The sequence below is a fragment of the Mesorhizobium kowhaii genome, from assembly GCF_003253745.1.
Classification (GTDB): Bacteria; Pseudomonadota; Alphaproteobacteria; order Rhizobiales; family Rhizobiaceae; genus Mesorhizobium; species Mesorhizobium kowhaii.
This window is the reverse complement of record NZ_MZXV01000013.1, coordinates 47410-65404: the sequence shown is the minus strand read 5'-3', so window position 1 is coordinate 65404 and position 17995 is coordinate 47410. Positions and strand designations below refer to the sequence as shown.

Annotated in this window: 15 protein-coding genes; 3 read left to right on the top strand and 12 right to left on the bottom strand. The window is 62.0% G+C overall.

The annotated features are described in order from the left end of the window. Window position 1: 1 nt before the first annotated feature. The 10 genes from B5V02_RS02730 to B5V02_RS02680 form a co-directional block, all read right to left on the bottom strand. Window positions 2-637, bottom strand: a complete 636-nt coding sequence (locus tag B5V02_RS02730; protein WP_111542720.1) for a ribbon-helix-helix domain-containing protein — start codon at window positions 635-637, stop codon at window positions 2-4. Beyond that, window positions 627-1916 (bottom strand): HlyD family type I secretion periplasmic adaptor subunit, encoded by a 1290-nt coding sequence (locus tag B5V02_RS02725; protein ID WP_111542719.1) that lies wholly within the window; start codon window positions 1914-1916, stop codon window positions 627-629. The genes B5V02_RS02730 and B5V02_RS02725 overlap by 11 nt, the downstream gene beginning before the upstream one ends. Before the next feature lie 40 nt (window positions 1917-1956). Then, the gene (locus tag B5V02_RS02720) at window positions 1957-4089 is read right to left on the bottom strand and encodes a type I secretion system permease/ATPase (protein WP_111542718.1); all 2133 of its coding nucleotides are present in this window, start codon (window positions 4087-4089) and stop codon (window positions 1957-1959) included. Between the two features lie 39 nt (window positions 4090-4128). Further along, entirely contained in the window at window positions 4129-5577 is a 1449-nt protein-coding gene (locus B5V02_RS02715) for a TolC family protein (protein WP_111542717.1), read from the bottom strand. Between the two features lie 472 nt (window positions 5578-6049). Beyond that, a complete protein-coding gene (locus B5V02_RS02705; RefSeq protein ID WP_111542716.1) occupies window positions 6050-6529 on the bottom strand; it encodes a DUF4189 domain-containing protein in 480 nt (159 codons plus the stop codon). Window positions 6530-6574: 45 nt separating this feature from the next. Continuing rightward, window positions 6575-7243: a hypothetical protein gene (locus tag B5V02_RS02700; protein ID WP_111542715.1), complete on the bottom strand. Its 669-nt coding sequence runs from the start codon at window positions 7241-7243 to the stop codon at window positions 6575-6577. Window positions 7244-7256: 13 nt separating this feature from the next. Further along, entirely contained in the window at window positions 7257-7832 is a 576-nt protein-coding gene (locus tag B5V02_RS02695) for an invasion associated locus B family protein (protein ID WP_111542714.1), read from the bottom strand. 7 nt (window positions 7833-7839) lie between these two features. Continuing rightward, window positions 7840-12402 carry a YadA-like family protein gene (locus B5V02_RS02690; protein ID WP_111542713.1) on the bottom strand — a complete coding sequence of 1521 codons (4563 nt, stop codon included), beginning with the start codon at window positions 12400-12402 and terminating at the stop codon, window positions 7840-7842. 200 nt (window positions 12403-12602) lie between these two features. Further along, window positions 12603-13019, bottom strand: coding sequence for a helix-turn-helix domain-containing protein (locus B5V02_RS02685; protein WP_245445634.1), 417 nt, complete (start codon window positions 13017-13019; stop codon window positions 12603-12605). Continuing rightward, the gene (locus B5V02_RS02680) at window positions 13006-13617 is read right to left on the bottom strand and encodes a hypothetical protein (protein ID WP_245445632.1); all 612 of its coding nucleotides are present in this window, start codon (window positions 13615-13617) and stop codon (window positions 13006-13008) included. The genes B5V02_RS02685 and B5V02_RS02680 overlap by 14 nt, the downstream gene beginning before the upstream one ends. 97 nt (window positions 13618-13714) lie before the next feature. On the opposite strand from B5V02_RS02680, the gene B5V02_RS40400 reads away from it, so the two are divergent. Further along, complete coding sequence (locus tag B5V02_RS40400; protein WP_167458347.1) at window positions 13715-13864, top strand: hypothetical protein; 150 nt, start codon at window positions 13715-13717, stop codon at window positions 13862-13864. Between the two features lie 24 nt (window positions 13865-13888). On the opposite strand, the gene B5V02_RS02675 is transcribed toward B5V02_RS40400, so the two are convergent. Both B5V02_RS02675 and B5V02_RS02670 read right to left on the bottom strand, forming a co-directional pair. Beyond that, complete coding sequence (locus B5V02_RS02675; RefSeq protein WP_167458346.1) at window positions 13889-14086, bottom strand: hypothetical protein; 198 nt, start codon at window positions 14084-14086, stop codon at window positions 13889-13891. A 373-nt stretch (window positions 14087-14459) separates the two neighbouring features. Then, the gene (locus B5V02_RS02670; protein ID WP_111542711.1) at window positions 14460-15497 is read right to left on the bottom strand and encodes a LacI family DNA-binding transcriptional regulator; all 1038 of its coding nucleotides are present in this window, start codon (window positions 15495-15497) and stop codon (window positions 14460-14462) included. A 273-nt stretch (window positions 15498-15770) separates the two neighbouring features. On the opposite strand from B5V02_RS02670, the gene B5V02_RS02665 reads away from it, so the two are divergent. Further along, complete coding sequence (locus tag B5V02_RS02665; protein WP_111542710.1) at window positions 15771-16778, top strand: sterol desaturase family protein; 1008 nt, start codon at window positions 15771-15773, stop codon at window positions 16776-16778. Between the two features lie 135 nt (window positions 16779-16913). Continuing rightward, a complete protein-coding gene (locus tag B5V02_RS02660) occupies window positions 16914-17900 on the top strand; it encodes a sugar ABC transporter substrate-binding protein (protein ID WP_111542709.1) in 987 nt (328 codons plus the stop codon). Window positions 17901-17995: the final 95 nt, after the last annotated feature.

The following is a 17995-nucleotide window of genomic DNA, read 5'->3' as shown; positions in this document are numbered from 1 at the left end:
TTTAGCCGCCGAAGACGAACGCCATCAGCAACTCCGGCTCGACCACCGGGGCTCGCACCGCATTCAACTGACCGCGGTATCGACGTTCACCGGCGCCGATGACAAAACCTGTAGCCACCGGCGATTCGCCATTGGCGTCGAGCCGCGTGAATATGTCGGCTACATTGAGGTCCAGCGCCAGCTTGAGGTCATGGCGCGCATCATCGTTTGGGGCTATCGGCAATTGACGCTTGACCAGTTGCTGGAACGGCGAGTTGAACGTCAGGATCTTCTTCGACGATGCCAGGGCAAAGGCTGGTGACGGGCAGGCGACCAGTATGGCGTTGATGGTGTTGATCGACGCAAGCCTTCGCAAGGTCAGGTTTTCTTCCGCCAATCCACGCATGCAGGCCACCCTGATCGCAGATGTCAGGTTACCTGTCTGTGGCTGACTTTCGGCGATCTCATCGATGAGCATGCCGATGGTGCACTTCCTGTTTTCGGCCATCTGCTTCAGCGACATCCAGAATGCCCGTTCCAAACGGATGCCGCGTCGTATGCCGCCACGTGCCACAACCCGAAATTCCAGCCCAAAATCCTCTGCCGTGACGGGAGGCAACAGCCGCTCGTGACCGGGAGAGCTGGCGCTACCGCTCACTCATCGCCTCCTGACGTGCCTTGTTGATCGGCTTCAAGAGGTAGTTCAGGATCGTCTTGCGCCCGGTCTTGATGTCGACTGAACAGATCATGCCCGGGATGATCGAATAGGCCTTGCCGTCTCTCTCAAGTGTCGATTTGTCCGTCGACACGCGCACTTGGTAATAGGGTTCGCCTGTCTTCTGATCGACCAGGCTGTCGGCTGTAATGTTGGAGACCTTGCCTTCGATGCCGCCGAAGATCGAGAAATCGTAGGCGGTGACTTTGATAAGCGCGTCCTGGTCGGGGCGGATGAACGCGACATCCCGGGGCGACACCCGCGCCTCCACCAGCAAAGTCTCGGAGGTTGGTACGATGCCGGCCACGACCGCGCCAGGTTGGACGAAGGCACCGACCGTGTTCAGCTCCAGCGTGTTGACAATCCCGTCCACTGGAGACCGGATATCCGTGCGGGCGACCTTGTCGGTCGCCCCCCTTATGGTTTCATCCACCACCGAGAGGTCGGCCAGCGCCTCCGTCAGGTCGCTCAGAGCTTCCTGCTGCAACTGCAGGCCGAGCTCGTTGACCTGAAGCTGGGCTTCCGTGATAGCCCCCTTGGTTTTCTTGATGGTTTCACCGGCGAGGTTCAACTGCCCTTGCAGTTCGGTCTGCTCGCGGTCGACGCGGATCTGCTCGGTCCTCGCCATCAGCCCCTTCTTGACCATGGAATCGACCAGTGCCTTTTCCTGGTCGCTAACGGCCAGATTCTTGGTGAGGCGATCGAGATTGGCGGTGGCCTCGTCCAATTCATTCTCGCGCTGATCGAGGCGCGACTTGAGAACCGACAGCTTGACTTCGAAGTTTTCGCGGCGCGCGATGAGCAGCTTCTGCTCGTTTTCGCAGATTTCCGGCGCCATTTTCTGTATCTCGGGCGGACAGGGAAATGAGCCTTCGAGATTGCCGCTCTGCTCGAATTGGAGCCGCGCAATGCGCGCCTGCAGGGCCCGCGCCTTGGCCTGCTGCTCGCCAAGGCTGGACGTGTTGAGCGTGTTGTCCAGCCGAATGATGAGATCATTCTTCTTGACGACCTGGCCAATCGTCACTGCGATTTCCTGGACGACACCGGCTTCACTCGCCTGAATGATCTGGGTCTTGGACGCGGGTATCACCTTGCCGTCGCCCCGTGCGATCTCATCGACTTCGGCAAAGGATGCCCAGGCGACAAAAACGACAAAGAGCGCTCCTATTATGAATATGGACGCCGACGCAAAGAGCGGCGGTCGATCTTCCCTGGCCAGCATTTCCCACGCCCCAACGCATTGGATGCATTCAATTTATTTATCAGGCGCTTGTTTTCTGCAACGCCTGTATGACTTGGTCCTTCGGTCCGTCAGCAACGATCCTGCCCTGTTCGATAACGATCAGGCGGTCGGCCAGTTCAAGCATGCTGAAGCGATGTGTGGAGACGATCAACGTCGTATCGCGGTCAAAGGCGACCTTGAGCTGCTTTATCAACTGGCGTTCCGATGCGAGATCCATCGAGCCCGATGGTTCATCCAGAAAGACGATTTTCGGTTTGGTCAGCAGCAGGCGTGCGATCGCCACCGTCTGCCTCTGGCCGCCTGAAAGATTGGTGCCACGCTCGCCGACATTCATGTCGTAGCCGCGCGGGTGGCGTGAGACGAAATCGTCGACGCCAGCCGCCTTTGCCGCTTCGATGATCTGCTCATCGGTAGCCTCCGGACATGCCATCAGGAGATTTTCCTTGATGGTGCCCGAAAAAAGATCGCCGGCCTGCGCAACGATGCCGACAGCGGCGCGAACCTCTGACGGGTGATACTGGCGAATATCGATCCCATCCAGCAGCAGCTCACCGGAGGTCGGCAGGAAAAGCCTGCCGATCAGCCGACCCATCGTCGTCTTTCCCGATCCTATGCGACCGATGATGCCGATCCGCTCTCCCGGCTTCACCGAGAAATTCAGACCGGTCAAAACCTCGTTCTCCGAGCCGGGATAGACAAACCCGACATTCCTGAACACCATCGCCCCGTTGCGAATGGGGCGGTTGACGAAACCCACCGTGTCCGGTCGGTCCTCCGGTTGAGCCATGATCGAGTTCACCATTCTCAACGAGAGCATGGCCTGGCGAAACCGGGACAGCGTGATGGCGATCTGGCCGAGTGGAGCCACGGCCCTGCTCGCCAGCATGACCGTTCCTATGATTGCTCCTGTCGAAACATGGCCTTCCGAGAAGGCGTAAGCGCCGGCCACCACCAGAGCGACGGTCACCAGCTGTTGTATGGACTGGGTTATGTTGCCTGCGGCCGCCGAGAGTTGCTTGATCTTCTCGGAAGTGTTGGCGGCGTTCTTGGAGTGCTCTCCCCATTTGCGCAGCAGATACGCCTCGGCGCGCAGCGACTTGATCGTCTCCAGCGTGGAGATGGATTCGACCAGCAGGGCCTGGCGTTGCGAAGCTTCGTTCATTGAGGCGGCGACGCGCTTGCCGATGCGGCGCTGGGTAATCAGGCCGACGATGACGGACATCACAAAGGCCAGCGCCGGTATGATCACCAGCCAGCCGCCTATCGCATAGATGACAAGAAGAAAGACGAAGACGAAGGCCGTGTCGATGAACACGCTGATGGTGTTCGAGGTGAAGAACTCCCTGACGAACTCATATTGCGTGACCCTGTTTGCGTATTCACCGGTCGAGCCGGGACGCGCCGACAGTGACGAGTTCAGCACTTTTTCGAACAGAAGATACGATATCCGAAGATCCGCTTTGCGCCCGGCATAGTCGATGAGGGAAGCCCTGGACGTCTTCAAAAGCAGGTCGAACAGAATGACGGCACCAATGCCGATTGCCAGAACCCACAGTGTGGATATTGCCTTGTTCGGCAGAATCCTGTCGTAGACGTTCATCGTGAAGATGGGCGAGGCGATGGCCAGCACATTGATGAATATCGCTGCCAGGACGACTTTCGAATAGGTGCGCCAGAAGGCGCCCATCGTCCCCGTCAGCCAATGGCGCCTTTCGATCTTCTGCGCCGAGCCGACCTTCATCCCCTCGGTGGCATTGGCATAGGTGATCGAGAAGGACGCGCCGCCGCTGATATAGCTGGCAGCCAGCTCGGATCTGCTGATCGTGGTGCGGCCGTTCTCCTGGGGCGCAGTCAGGTATTCGCCGGCTTCAATCTCCGCGAGCAGGGCAACAGGCAGCTGGCTGGTGCGAAACAGAATGGCGGGAAGATCGACGCGCCCGCGCAGGAAATCGCGATGATTGACTTCCTTGACCTCGAGGCCGATGCGCTCGGCAAGGTGCCGAATGTCCTCTGCCTCAATTCGCGTCTCTGAAATCGGCACCCCGGCAAACAGCACTGTCTCGGCACTCGGCCTGCCAAGATAGCCGGCAACCGCTGAGAAGCAGGCCTTGAATGCCTCCTTGGGGGAGAGGATGTTGGGTTGCTGGTTCACGATATGCCCGTAAGGACCCTCGCTGGACCTTGTGCCGTCCTACTTCTTCCTCACTGGCGCAAGGATATCGAAAGGCAGGTCGTTCTTCTGCTCCGATGGCGTGCGCGCATAGGTTTCAGTGTCTGCGGTTTCTGGTGTGTTGAACTCGGCTCGTGCATATGCCGTCGCTTGCTTTGCCGGCTGAAGGTCCATCGTTTTCAGCAACTGACCTGTCGCGGCCAGAAGCCGGTATTCGGCAAACAGCGATGCATAGGATGCTGTGTCCGCCAGCGTTGCCGTGTTGAACCGTGTATTCTGCGCATCGAGCACGTCGAGCAGCGATCGTTGCCCTACCTTGAATTGCTCGCGGTAAGACGAAACCAGCTTTTCACTGGAAGCGGCTTGCAGCCTGAGCGTCTTTGCCAGGTCGGCTTGCCGGAAACGGCGATCCCATGACGTGCGGACAGCCTCCTCGATCTCACGCAACACCTGGTGATAGGCAAGCCGCTGTTCGCTGGCACGGCGGATCTGTTCCTGCTCATTGGCCTTGTCTATGCCGCCTCGATACAGGTTCCAACGCAGCACCAGACGCGCCTGCAGGTCACTGGCGTCGCCGTTGTCGCCGTCAATATCATACCCTCCCCTGGCACGGCCTTCGGCCAGGACTTCAGGGCCATATTTCGCCCGGGCCGCATCCACCATGGAAGCAGCAGCGGCGATATCGCTGGTGGCCATGTGAACGCGCGGATTGTTCTGTCGTGCCAGGCCGAGCGCGTCATCGAGTGACCTCGGCAGCGCGGCAGCGACATCACCAGGCCGCGAAGCATTGACCAGCGGTTTCCCGACGGTCTTGAAGAACCGTATCTTGGAGGCCTCCAGTTCTTCGGTCGCCTCCTGCATGCGTGCCTTGGCTGCGAACAGACGCTCCTCGGCCTGTTGTCGGTCGGCCTCGTTCAGCGCCCCGCCTGAGATGCCTTGCCGGATGTCACCGAGTATCGCCTGATGGAAACCCAGGTTCTTCTTGGCTTCGGCAACAATCGAAGCCTGCAGCATGTATTCAAGGTAGTCTTGGACGACCGACAGCCCGATGAATTCCGAGCGCTCCAGGACCCGGAAGGACGCTCCGTCGACTCGCGATGCCTGGCGGTTCAATTCCGCCCGCCGCGCACCGCTGTCAAATAGCTTCTGCGTAACCACCAGATCCGCTTCCGCCGGATAGAGCGAATCGTCCTCTATCGACAGTGCACGCCGGGACGAGTTGTCGAGACGACGAGCTCCAGCCGATGCCTCGACATCGACACTGGGAAGATAAAGGCCCTTGGCCTGCCGCAACTCGAACTCGATTGCTTCGCGGTTTTCGATTGCCTGTCCAATCTCGGGATTGGATTCCACCGCAACAGCCATCGCCTCCTTGAGCGTGAGCGCATGAGCGCTCGCGCAGGTCAGCATGGTCGCCGCCATCAAAAGACCAAGGCGCTTGCCCATGGTCGAGATGCTTATTGTATTCATTAAACCCACCCTAACGTTCCCCAGCACCCTTATTCGCGAGTGCTACACCCAAGCCAAGGCCTGCCACCGAGAATTATCCACAGTTTCACGAAAAGTGTGAGAAATTATTGAATTAGCCCCTGCTAAAAGGGGAATTCAGGCCACAAGGTTGTGAAATGTAGCAAAAATGGCACATAAGCATCGACCCCGCTGCGATTGTATCCGGACGCTGCCAAGTGGGGAAAAGGACTAAAAACAGCAGGCGGTGGGCCAATGCGGGCAGAATCAAGCGCGGATAGCCGCTGTTTGCGACTGAATCGGAGCTGGATCGCTATTGCGGCTAATTTTCGGAAGATGGATCGGCGTCGAGAGCTGACCGGTTTTCACAACCCAGGGTGCCTCATTTGAAACAACAGCGTTTGCTGGGCCAAGGCGGGCGACACCAATGAGAATACGATTGCCCCGCCCGCGGAGACGGCCGTGAGGCCAGGCTTCATGTACAGACCCACTCGCGGATCTTGCATTTGTCTCCTGCCGCCTGGCAGGCCTGCAAAGCGAGGTCTTCCGCTTCCCGGCGGGTCTGGGCAGACTTTGCGCCCCACGGCGTGAGCCGGTCGGCTGGCTTCTCGGCCACGGCCAGGGCACCGCAATGATTGTAAGGAAAGCCGGTCTGGTCGTCGTCATCCCAATGGCGGTGATTGCGGAACACGGCCACGACGGTGCAATTCTGTCCGCCCGCGTTCTCGCAATGCTTGAGCGCGATGTCCGACGCCTCTTGCCGCTTGTCGGCGCCCCAGAAGAAGCCGTATCTGACATCGGCACTGGAATAGGCGATTGCCGCCCAGATGCCTTTTTCCTCCTGAGGTGGCGGAGCCGGCGGCTCCGGCGGTCCTTCCGACAGATCGGCCGAGATGACTCGCCCGGTCCAGAGCAAGGCGATGCCGAGAACGGCAGCCACAGGTCTATATCTCATAGTCAACAAGCCTCCGCGGGATTCGTCGCCATCAGCTTCGCGTCCTCACTTCGCCGCCGAAGCAACGGAGATCACCACACAGCTGTTGCCTGTCGGCAGGAGAAGGGCTTCCCCCGCGTTCCCGCCAAGCTCGTAGACCTCGACCTGGCCAAGGTGGTCGGTGATCTTGCTGCCTGGCGGAAGCACGGACGGGATGTCGGCACACGGGCTGGCGAACGGCGCCACCCGCACCATCGCCCCCTCGCAACCGGAAGCGGTGGGCGATGCGAAAACAACGCCGGCGGCCGGCCCGCTATATCGTTCCGTCGCATAATCCATGCCGACAAAGGCCTGAACGGCATGTTTGTCGGCAGCCTGGTCGTTCCACAATGATTTGACGCTGTATTTCGTGCCGGTCGTCAAAATCTGTCCGAGCACCGGAAAGACAGTCGAACAGGCCTGCACACCGGCTTGCTTGACGTGCTGCAGGAATGGCGTGTCCGGAAGTGCTGGGTTGGCTGTCTCAGGCTGCGCGGCCGTCGCGCTGCCGACCAGGTTGGCGATCGCGGCATAGTTCCCGGCGACGAAGCCAAGGCCCGCCACGACCAGCCCCAACAGTGAAAATCCGACGAGGCGCGGCCACCGCCGCCGCCCGGGCTCGACGAGTCTCTGCCGATCCGCCTCGACGGTCGGGCTGCTGCGTTTTGCGGACATGAACTGGTCCTGTTGGCTCATGGTGCTGCCCCGGTTATTTGACTGGCGAAAGGGCGTCTGTCAGCCCCTTGAGTGTTGCGGTCACGGTGATCGTCCCACCGTCGACGGTCGAGTAGGAGATCGCCGGCGTCGCATTCTGCGAGATCTGCTGGCGCATGACGGGCCCGACCGGCAACATGCCGACACAGACCATTTCGTTGCAGCCGTTCAGGTGAACGTCGATCGCCTGGCTTCGCCCCTCGAACTTCAGCGACACCAGGCCGTCGCTCTTGGCGTTCGGCGCGGTGCGCAGGATCATGTACGGCTTGCCGTCCTGCGTGGCGGCCAGCGACCAGCTGAAGGCCATCTTGCCGGACGTGTCCTCGATCACCTGCGAGACATTGCAGACCTTCTTGCGGGCCTTGAGGTTCTCGTCGCAGATCAGCGTCCAATTTTCGAAGGGACGAATGGTGCGCTGGTAGTCCCCCAGTTTCACCTCGGGAGGCACCACCACGTCCGAGGGCTTGATCCTGTATTGCGAGGCAACCTGCCCGACAGCCGGCACGAAGCCGCCGAAAAGCGCCAGGCAAGTCAGCACGGCAAGGCGGGCATGACTGGTTTGCCTGTTCATTCCCGCCTCAGTTCAACGTGAAGCTGAGGCCGGCGCCGACACCTACATGTCCACCGGCGGCCGTGCCCGACAGGTTGCCGCGGATGCGGCCGTCTTCGCTGGTGTAGCCCGCGCCAAAGGCGAAAGCGCCGGCGTCCCGCCAGAAGCCGCCACCCGCCGCGACGCTCAACTTTCCGGGACGGTCGTCGTAACGCAACGAGGCGGCGGCGAGCCCGATTGCCGCGGCCTGTCGTGCTTCGTCGCGTACGCCGCTGATGTCCTGATTGAGCTGGCTGAGCTTCTGGTCGGTGTAATCGTTGGCCTGCTGCAAGGTCGTGACGGCCACTTTGTCGGTGTAGTCGTTGGACGTATCGATGGCGTAGGCCACACGGTTGTCGGTATAGCTCTTGGTCTCGGTTATGCCCTGGTTCAGCTGGTTGACGTTGACCGCATCGGTGCCGGCGACACCGGGTCCGACATTCGAGATGACAACCGGCGCGTTGACGTCTCCGCCCTGCAGCGTGATGCTGTTCTTTTTGCTGCCATCCGGATTGGTGTCGTAAACCACCGCATTCTGGGTAAGGTTTCCGACGCCGTCTTTCAGATCCTCGATCGCCGTGTTCGTGGCGAAAAGCTGGGAGCCGTTTATCGCGTCGGTGCTGCCGGCGGAAACGCGTCCGGCAGCGACATTCGTGATCGTCCTTTCGGCGCCGGCATCGCCGACGCTGACGGTTCCGACCGGAGCCGTCCCGGCATAGGCGTAGGTCTTGCCGTTGATGGTGGTGCTGGAGGTGCCGACGGCGGCCTGCGTCACCGAGCCGGAACCGAGAGCCACATCGCTGGCGTTGTTGGCCTTGGCGCCCTCGCCGAGCGCCACAGCGCCTTGCGCACTTGCCGTGGCACCGTGCCCGGCGGCAAGGCTGTCGGTGCCGCTCGCCACGCTCGCCGGCCCGATCGCAACGCTGTCGGTGCCGCTGGCGGCAGAGTCGGCCAGCGTCGAATTGGCGTGGAAATACTTGATGCCGCCGCCATTGCTGATGTTGGTCAAGGCATTGTCGACGGCGGTGAATCCGTCATAGACGGTCGAGTAATTGTTGCCCTGGATGTTGTAGGTGGGTCCGGTGATCGATCCGTCGCCGTTGACGACCGAAGTCCCGCCCAGCTGATCGACCAAGCTCTCCGACACGCCGCGAAGCTGAGAGACGTTGACGGCGTCGGTGTTGGCCGAGCCGGCGGCGACATTGGTCAGCTTGCGTTCGGCCCCGGCGGCGCCGACCGACACCTCGCCGGCCGAGGTTTGTGGGCTTGCAAGCGCATAGGCCGTGTAGTTCGCCTGCGCACCGACAGTTGTGACCGATTGGGCGCCCAGCGCGACGCTGTTGGCGAACGTGCTTTGCGCGCCGGCGCCGAGCGCCACCGACCGGACACCGGCGGCCGTCGAATTGGTGCCGAGCGCAAGGCCGTCGGCCAGCATCACATGGGCGTTCTGGCCGATGGCCGTGCCGCCGGGTGCGGTCTGGTCGACGATGGCGCCATTGCCGATACCGATGCCATTGTCGCCGTTGACGACCGTCGTCGGACCGACAGCGACCGACTCGGCCCCGACCGCGAGCGAGTCGCCAGCCGCCGAATTGGCATGGAAGTATTTTGTCGAGGTGACGGAGACCGAGGCAATCGCCCCCTGCAATTGGCGGATCGTCACGGCATCCTGCGCCTGGGTGCCGTCGGCGACATTGGTGATCTGCCGGTAGGCGGTGGCCGTGCCGACCGACACGGCGCCAAGCAATGTCTTGTCGGTGGTGTTGTACTGGATGAAGTTGGAAGGACCGGCCGCGATCTGGCCCGTGGCGGGCGCCACGGCCCGGTCGGACACGGAACCCGAACCAAGCGCCACGCTGCCGTCGATGCTGGCCAGTGTGTCGCGGCCGAGCGCCAGTCCGCTGACGCCGGTCGCGGTCGCCTGGTAGCCGACGGCGGTGGAGCCGACCCCTTGCGCGAAGGAATCGGTTTGCGCCAGTCCGGCCTCGTTGGTGCGGGCGTAGCGGATGCCTATGCCGTTGGCGTCGGTATAGGCGGTCGAAGTGTCGCTGGCGATGTTGTTGATCGTGTTGCCGAGATTGGTGACGCCACTGCCGATATTGGCGATATCGGTCGTGTTCTGCGTGACCTGCTGGTTGGTGGCGAAGAGCTGCGAGCCGTTGACCGCATCGGTCGAGCCGCCATTCAACTGTCCGGCCGCGACATTCTGGATCTGGCGCTCGGCGCCGGCCGACCCGACCGAGAAGGCGCCCGCCGGCGTGCCGCCGGCGAAGGTGTAGTTCACGCCGCCGATCGTTGCTCCGCCGACATTGGTCGTTGCTCCTGACGTCGAATTCAGGCCGATCGCCACATCACCGGCATTGTTGGCCACCGCGTTCGGGCCGACAGCGACGGAATCGGCTCCCAGCGCCTGGGAATCCGCCAGCGTCGAGTTGGCATGGAAATACTTGATGCCGCCGCCGACGTTGATGTTGTTGACGACGGCGCCGATGGCGTCGACGGCCTGGTTGGTGGCGAAGAGCTGCGAGCCGTTGATGGCGTCGGTCGAGAGCGCGCTGATCCGCCCCGCCGCCAGATTGGTGATGGTGCGTTCCGCCCCGGGCGCGCCGATGCTGACCGTCGAGGTAGGATTGGTGCCCTGGAAGGCGTAGGTCGTGCCGTTGACCACCCCGCTGGCCGTACCGACCGCTGTGGTGGTCACCGAGCCCGAGCCGGCCGCGACATCGCCGGAGCTCGCCGCCGCCGTGGCGCCATCGCCGAGCGCGACATTGCCGGCGAGACCGGCGGCGCCCGCGGTCGAGCCGTTGCCCAGCGCCACGGAGCCTTGGCCGATCGCCTTGTTGCTGTTGCCGATGGCGACGGCACCGTTGGCCATATTGGCCGCGGTGGCGGTCGCCGTGCCGTCGCTGTTGGCGATGTTGTTGGCGCCGCCGGTGAAGGCGCCGGTGCCGCTGGCATAACTGGGGTCGCCGATGGCGACCGCGCCGTCGCCGTAAGCAACGTTGTCCGCGCCGATGGCGACAGCCTTGCCGCCATCGGCGATCGCGCCCGTGCCGATGGCGACGGAGTCGGCGGAGATCGCGCCGGCAGCGGTGCCGATGGCGATAGCATTCACGTCGAGTGTCACCGCGCCCGCTCCGAGCGCTGTCGAGCTCGCCCCTGTCGCGACGGCTGTCGTGCCGATAGCGACGGAATCATCGCCTCCGGCAGTGGCCGAACGGCCACCGGCGAACGCACGGGCACCGGTGGCCTTGGAGGTGGCGCCAAGCGAAGTTGAGTACGTTCCGCTAGCCGTGGCGCCCAATCCCAGCGCGCTGGCATTTGCGGCGGTCGCCGCTGCGTTGTTGCCGAGCGCGGTGGTGGAGACGTCCGTGGCCTGGGCTCCCGAGCCGGCCGCGACCGAGCCGACCCCACTCGAGACGGCCGAATTGCCCAGAGCCAACGCGAAATTGCCCGAGGCGGTGGCGACGTTGCCGAACGCTGCCGAGTTTGACGCCGATGCATTTGCCTGGGGACCAACGGCGACAGCATTGGTGCCGGCGGCCTGGGCTTGGAAGCCCACGGCTGCCGAACTGGCGCCGCCGGCCGAGGTGCCGATGCCGAGCGCGGTGCTGCCGACTCCGCCGGCGTTGGCGCTGACGCCGGCCGCGAGAGAATTGTCTGCTGTCGCATTTGCCCCCGCCCCGAATGAGGAGGCGTTTATGCCGCTAGCAACGGCCTCACGTCCCACGGCAGTGGAATTGGCGCCGCTGGCCTTGGATCCCCAGCCTGCGGCTGTCGCATAATTGTTGTTGGCCGTGGAACTGGTTCCGAGGGCAGTGGAGTTCCCTCCCGAAGCAACGGAAAAGGTGCCCAAGGCGTTGGCGCCTGCCCCGGTGGCATTGGCCTGAACGCCGAGCGCGACCGAATTGACGCCGCTCGAGATCGTGCCTTGGCCCAGCGCCATCGCGCCACCTGTGCCTGTGGCCTGCGCGTTCAGGCCGAGAGCCACCGAGTATTGTGCCGACGCAACGGATGAACGTCCTATCCCGATGGCGTCGACCTGCGATGCTGTGACATCCGTGCCGATGCCGATGGCGCTCTGGGCGGTGGCACCTGTCCCAGCGGCGGTGCGCGAGCCAAGATAGACGGAGTTTATCGCCGAGGCGATCGTTCCAAAGCCGATCGCGACGGCATTCTGGTTGCCCGCGCTGGCATTGGTGCCCTCGGCTATTGAGTCGGCTCCGTTTTGCACGGCTCCAGATCCAATCGCAATACCGCGCACTCCGTTCGCCGTGCCGCCACCGCCGACAAACTGCGCCAGTGCCGGCGTGGCGATGCCCGCGAAACCGATTACGCCCAGCGCCGCCGCCAGCATCCTGCCGATGCCGAGCATGCCAAGTCCATGTCCCTCGCGGCGCATGCCGAGCACGCGGTGAGCCATGCGCAGGACAGCCATCAGACGGCGGCGAACCGAGCGCGAGCCATCATCGGCACCGGCGATCCAGTGCCCGGCGAAATGCCCTGCCCGACGCTGAACAAACGAGCCGTTCGAAATGAGATTGTCGGTCATGGTCCCTCTCCGCTGGCCGGCATGGAAATGTCAGACAATTCCAGCTCAACGCAGGAAGACATGATTCCGGCTTGCCGTATTTCAGGATATTGCTGCCTTGTGAGAAAAGAGGGGAGCAACTCAGCGGGAGTTAACAGTTAGTTACTTTAGGTCACGCTTTGATAAGCGACAATTGAACAACAGTTCGGATGATATTTTGCTTAGTTTTTTGAACTAATCTTCCTCAGGCGCGCCTGCAATGGTGTTGTTTTCCGATATTTCTTCATCATGGTGGTAAAGTGGCTCTGGCTCGAAAACCCGCTCAGATGGGCGACGTCCGCGATCGTCATGCGCTTGTCGGCAAGCAGCCTTTCGGCGAAGGCCAGTCGCAGATCGAGAACGTACTGATGCGGCGGCGCCCCGAACGTCCGGGAGAAAGCCCGCACGAAATGATAGGGCGACAGCCCGCAAACCGCGGCCATTTCGGCAAGCACCAGCTTGCGCGTAAAGTTCTCGTTCAAGAACTCCTGCACCTTGCGTGCACTGCGGACGGAAAGCCCACCTTTTACGTTCAGCTGCGGCTGTCGCGCTGTCTCTGTCCCGGAAATCCATGCTGGGGGATCATCATCGCGCCGCATTTTTCGGCCTCCTGATACCTCCCCGACGGACATCAACCTGAGGGCGCATTCTCGGTTCCCTCAAGCAAACAATTCGTGATTGACCGAACCGACTTATGGTGTTCACGCACAGCATCCTCGTCAGCTCGGCAGTGATCCGCTGGGCTACACTGAGAGCCCAGAGGTCGACTGTGCCGAACGCCGGCGGCTCAAGCTCCACATCGGTGAGATCGAACTCATGAGCAGCCAATTCCGATAGCGCTTCGGGGGATATGGAGACGACGGCGTTTTCCCTGGTCTCCGACCAGGCAAGGCTGCTGTCGACGCCGGCGGGATTGATGACGAGACACCCGACCGGCGCATCGTACTCCGTGATCCTGTCGCTGCCGAGCGAGGCTCTCAACTTGCGTACGGGCGCCAGCACAATCCCCACCGAATGCTCCTTGGCGAGGAACTTCTGCGATCCAGGGGCGCGGACGGAGTATATCGCGCTCCCCCGCGGGGTGGCCCTTCTGGGGCCTGCATTTTCAGGAATTATGTCAAACACATGTCGAGCTGTGCGCGCCCGATCGACGCCCTGGGAATCGCCGCTTTCCCGAGCCTCGTCCGCATTTTTCATCCGCCTCGCCTCAGCCGCTCGGCCTGTCGCTTGAAATCCCCTTTAGCCCAACCCCAAATCAGCGTAACGCACACGCCTCGGACAGGGAAGAACTTCCGTGCGCAAAGAAAAATTTTTGTTCGAGATAAAAAAGAAAAAGATGGCCGACGAAGGAAGTTTCAAGAACATCTTTTCCACCGACGGCGAGGTCTCCTCCATCAACTTGCTTTGCCACCCAGAACGGCAGCCAGGCAATGACGCGGCATAGGGCCAGCCGGTTCGCCGCAGGTTGCTAGGAATCGCCGCGACGCTTTTCGTACAGATCCCACGCAAGTTCCACAAAGCCCAGAAGAACATCCTCCTCGCTCCATCCAGCCGCAACCGCCGCCTGGACGATTTCACGCAGGAGAGGCAGCAATTGGCGCTGACATTCGGCCGACATGTCGACGGCGTCACCCGCAGGAGGCCCATCGAAGTTGAATTTCACCATCAGGCGCTCCCCTCGCCATCAGTCAAAGTGTTATATCGTTAGTTTCATTTCTCCTGATATACAATGGTTCCGGAACCAAGCATAAGAAGCCTTGGAGGACCAAAGCGGCGCAGGACGACGCCAGATCACGCCGTCTCTATGCTTCGCCAAGGGTCAGGGTGGGCCATTGTGCAGGGATTCCATCGGGGCTTGATCGGTTCGACCTCAGCCCCAGGAATTTGGAATTCTTCAGCTGAGCCGCGTGCCGCCGATAATAGAAGAATACCTCTTCGATATTGATATTGCGATATAGCGGTCTCCCTCCCCTTCCCACATTCCCTTGGCTTCGTTCGGATCGGCCTTCTCATGCACGCCGTTGCGGCGGCGCCGTGAACTAGATGTTCTCGCGAGTGTAGATTTCGAAGGGCAGGATCGTGGTGAAGTTGCCGCCTTCGTTCGGGGCCGAGACGGCGCGGACCATGCCCGCCAGCGCTTCCTGCGCGATGCGGGCGAGCGGGTGCGAAATGACAAAGGTCAGCGTGCCGTCGAGCAGCGCCGGGCGGGTCGAATCCATAAGTTCATAGCCGACGACGACCAGGCTGCCGGCTCGCCCGGTAGAGCGCAGCGCCGCAATGGCGCCGGTGATGCCGCCGCCGGCAACATAGAGGCCGGACAGATCCGGATTTTCATGCAGCAGCTTTTCGGTCATCTCCTGCGCGATGGCGCTCGATTCGAAGGTCAGCAGCGGCTCCAGCAGCGTGAAGCCCGGCGCGTGTTCGCGGAAATAGGAACGGAAGCCGCTTTCGTTCATCTCCTGGCAGCGGTAGCGATGATTGCCGACCAGGATGCCCAGCTTGCCGGGCGCCCGGCAGACGTGCTCGAACACCCAGGCCGCGGTGCGCCCGACCTTCCAGTTGTCGAGCCCGATATAGCGCACGTGACCCGTGGCCGAAATCTGCGAGATCAGCGCAAACACCGGCACGTTGCGGGCATTGAGCGTATCCACCGCTTGCGTCACCAGCGGATGGACCGCGGCAACGACGCCGACGGCGTCGCATTCGGCGCCCAAGGCCAGCATGCGCGAGGCAACGTTCTGCGGCGACAGATCGTCGAGAAACTCGGTGCGCAGTTCTATCTCGCAGTCAGGCATCGTCGGCGCCACCGCACGTATCGCCTCGGCGATGTTGCGGTAGAAGGCGCGGCCGGGCTGATGCAGCAGGAAGCCGAACCGGTAGCGCGGCCGGGCGGCCGCTATGCGGCTGCGCAGCGCGCCCATGCCATAGAAACCGATCTGCTCCGCCGCCAGCCTGACGCGCTCGCGTGTGCCTTGGCGCACGGCGCCAGAGCCGCTCAGCACCCGGTTGACGGTGGCCACCGAAACATTGGCCTCGGCAGCAACATCCTTGATCGTCGGCCGCTTGCTCTGATCCATTTCGTCTCATCAGCCTGTAGCAATTGATACGAAGATATCATTCGCCAGGCAGCCCTGAGACGAATGATACAATCCTTTTGGAATAAACATTCTATTCTTGATTCATTTTGGATCAAGCTGTTTATCTCGGGCAGAAGCAAAGAAGGCGCAAGCACCGCCAGCCCAGGGATAGCAGCAGCACAGCGCAGACAAGATTCTGACCCTCCGCCCAACGGCGGTGTGAGGCAGCGCGCGCGTGCGAGCCATCCCAGGCACTGCGGGTGGAGGATTTGCATGGACGATCTCAAATACGGCGTGCGCGACAAGCGCGGCGACTGGAAGCCGAACGGGCGCATCGAGGCCGTGCCGTTCTGGAGCTGGCCACCGAGGCTGCCGAAGATCCTGGCGTGGCTGCCCGGCTATATCTGGCCATGGAACGCCTTCCACATGGCCACGGCGCTGATCTACTGGTTCTATGTCCTCCCCAGCGTCGAGACGATGAAGACCATCAGCTGGGGCTGGGCGCTGTGGCTCTACGCCGTCAACGCCGCGGCGATCCTGGTCTTCTACGGCATCTTCGAGCTGCGCTATTACATCAGGCGCGCCCAGGCGACGCGGTTCAAATACAACCACAAATTCCCTGGCGATGCGCCGTCGGATGTCTTCTGGTTCCAGAGCCAGAACCTCGACAATTTCCTGCGTTCGTTCTTCATCACCATCCCGTTGTGGACCGTGGTCGAAGTCATTTTCCTGTGGTGCTTTGCCAAGGGCTATGTGCCGTGGGTCGGCTGGCAGGATCACCCGGTCTATCTCGCGGCGCTGGTGCTGATCGCGCCGGCCATCCACGAGGTGCATTTCTTCTTCATCCACCGCCTGATCCATTGGGGGCCGCTCTATCGCTGGATCCATTCGGTCCACCACAACTCGATCAACCCCTCGCCGTGGTCGTCGCTGTCGATGCATCCGGTGGAAGGGTTCCTCTATCACGCGGTCGCCTTCTGGCACCTGATCATCCCGTCCAATCCGATCGTCGCGCTGTTCCAGCTGCATGTCGCCGGCTTCGGCGCCGTCAATGGTCATCTCGGCTTCGACAAGCTGGAAGTGACCGAGGACAAGGCCGTCGATAGCCACGCCTACGCGCACTACCTGCACCACAAATATTTCGAGGTGAACTACGGCGGCGACGGGCTGATCCCGCTCGATAAGTGGTTCGGCACCTTGCACGACGGCACCAAGGAGGGCGACGCCCTGATGGACGCCCGGTTCCAGAAAAAGAAAGAGCGCATGAACGCCAGGGCGTAACCCTGGGTCACGCCCAGGCGTGACCCGGGCGAGCCATCAATCACGTGACGCGGCGCGCAACTGGGAGAGAGGCGCGCAGGAGAGGTCCAAGGTTTTCTAAACCCGTCTGAAGACGGCAAATGGGAGGAGACGAAAATGAAGCGTATCACAAAACTCTTGGCGGCGATCATGCTTGCGGGCGTGGCGGCGACATCGGCCACATCAGCAATGGCCGAGTCGAAAGGGGCGAAAATCTTCGTCATCGGCGGCAAGGCGGACGACCCGTTCTGGTCGAAGGTTAAGAAGGGCGCCGACGATGCCGGCAAGGTCGCCGAACTGACCGGCGGCTCGGTGACCTGGCTCGGTCCGCAGAACTACGATAATCTCGGCCCGGACGCCGCCAAGCTGATCCGCACCGCGCTCAGCCAGAAGCCGAGCGCCATCGTCGGTCCCGACTGGGTGCCCGAGGCCATGGATGACGCCTTCAAGGAAGTCGTTGCTGCCGGCGTGCCGCTCATCATCTACAATTCCGGCGGCATGGATGCAGCCAAGCGGCTCGGCGCCATGAACTATGTCGGCAACGAAGAATACGCTGCCGGTCTTGGTGGCGGCGCCTATTTCGGCAACCATGGCGCCAAGAACGTGCTGTGCGTCAACACCTTGCCGGGCTCCACCAACACGGAAGACCGCTGCAAGGGCATTGCCGATGCCATCGCCAAGAACGGCGGCAAATCCACCCAGCTGCCGCTGCCTTCATCCAGCTTCGGCAACCCGACCGCGGTCGCCGAGGCGATCAAGGCCGCCGTGCTGAAAGACAACACCCTCGACGGCCTTATCACCATCAGCGCCGGCGACGCCAACAGTGCAGCCAACGCAATCAGCCAGGCCAATGTCGGCGACAAGGTCAAGCTCGCTTCGTTCGACATGGACGAAACCGGCCTGCAGCGCATCAAGGACGGCACGCAGCTGTTCTCGATCGACCAGCAGCCCTACCTGCAGGGCTATCTTGCGGTGTCCCTGCTCAACGGCTTCGTCAACTATGGGCTCGACCTGCCGACAAAACCGGTGCTGACCGGACCGGGGATCGTCGATGCCGCCAATGTCGACGCGACAATGGGTGGCGCGGCCGCCGGCGCCCGCTAACGCCCATCGCTGAGTGTCTGGCCCGAGGATGCCATCCGAGGGCCGGACATCGCCGGCCGGCTCGCCCCAGCGAGAGCCGCGCCAGGCTCCCCATT

Coding starts and splice junctions, on each gene's coding strand:
- B5V02_RS02725 (WP_111542719.1), bottom strand. CDS start 1,916: ATGCTGGCCAGGGAAGATCGACCGCCGCTCTTTGCGTCGGCGTCCATA.
- B5V02_RS02715 (WP_111542717.1), bottom strand. CDS start 5,577: ATGAATACAATAAGCATCTCGACCATGGGCAAGCGCCTTGGTCTTTTG.
- B5V02_RS02705 (WP_111542716.1), bottom strand. CDS start 6,529: ATGAGATATAGACCTGTGGCTGCCGTTCTCGGCATCGCCTTGCTCTGG.
- B5V02_RS02700 (WP_111542715.1), bottom strand. CDS start 7,243: ATGAGCCAACAGGACCAGTTCATGTCCGCAAAACGCAGCAGCCCGACC.
- B5V02_RS02695 (WP_111542714.1), bottom strand. CDS start 7,832: ATGAACAGGCAAACCAGTCATGCCCGCCTTGCCGTGCTGACTTGCCTG.
- B5V02_RS02690 (WP_111542713.1), bottom strand. CDS start 12,402: ATGACCGACAATCTCATTTCGAACGGCTCGTTTGTTCAGCGTCGGGCA.
- B5V02_RS02685 (WP_245445634.1), bottom strand. CDS start 13,019: ATGCGGCGCGATGATGATCCCCCAGCATGGATTTCCGGGACAGAGACA.
- B5V02_RS02680 (WP_245445632.1), bottom strand. CDS start 13,617: ATGAAAAATGCGGACGAGGCTCGGGAAAGCGGCGATTCCCAGGGCGTC.
- B5V02_RS02675 (WP_167458346.1), bottom strand. CDS start 14,086: ATGGTGAAATTCAACTTCGATGGGCCTCCTGCGGGTGACGCCGTCGAC.
- B5V02_RS02670 (WP_111542711.1), bottom strand. CDS start 15,497: ATGGATCAGAGCAAGCGGCCGACGATCAAGGATGTTGCTGCCGAGGCC.
- B5V02_RS02665 (WP_111542710.1), top strand. CDS start 15,771: ATGGACGATCTCAAATACGGCGTGCGCGACAAGCGCGGCGACTGGAAG.
- B5V02_RS02660 (WP_111542709.1), top strand. CDS start 16,914: ATGAAGCGTATCACAAAACTCTTGGCGGCGATCATGCTTGCGGGCGTG.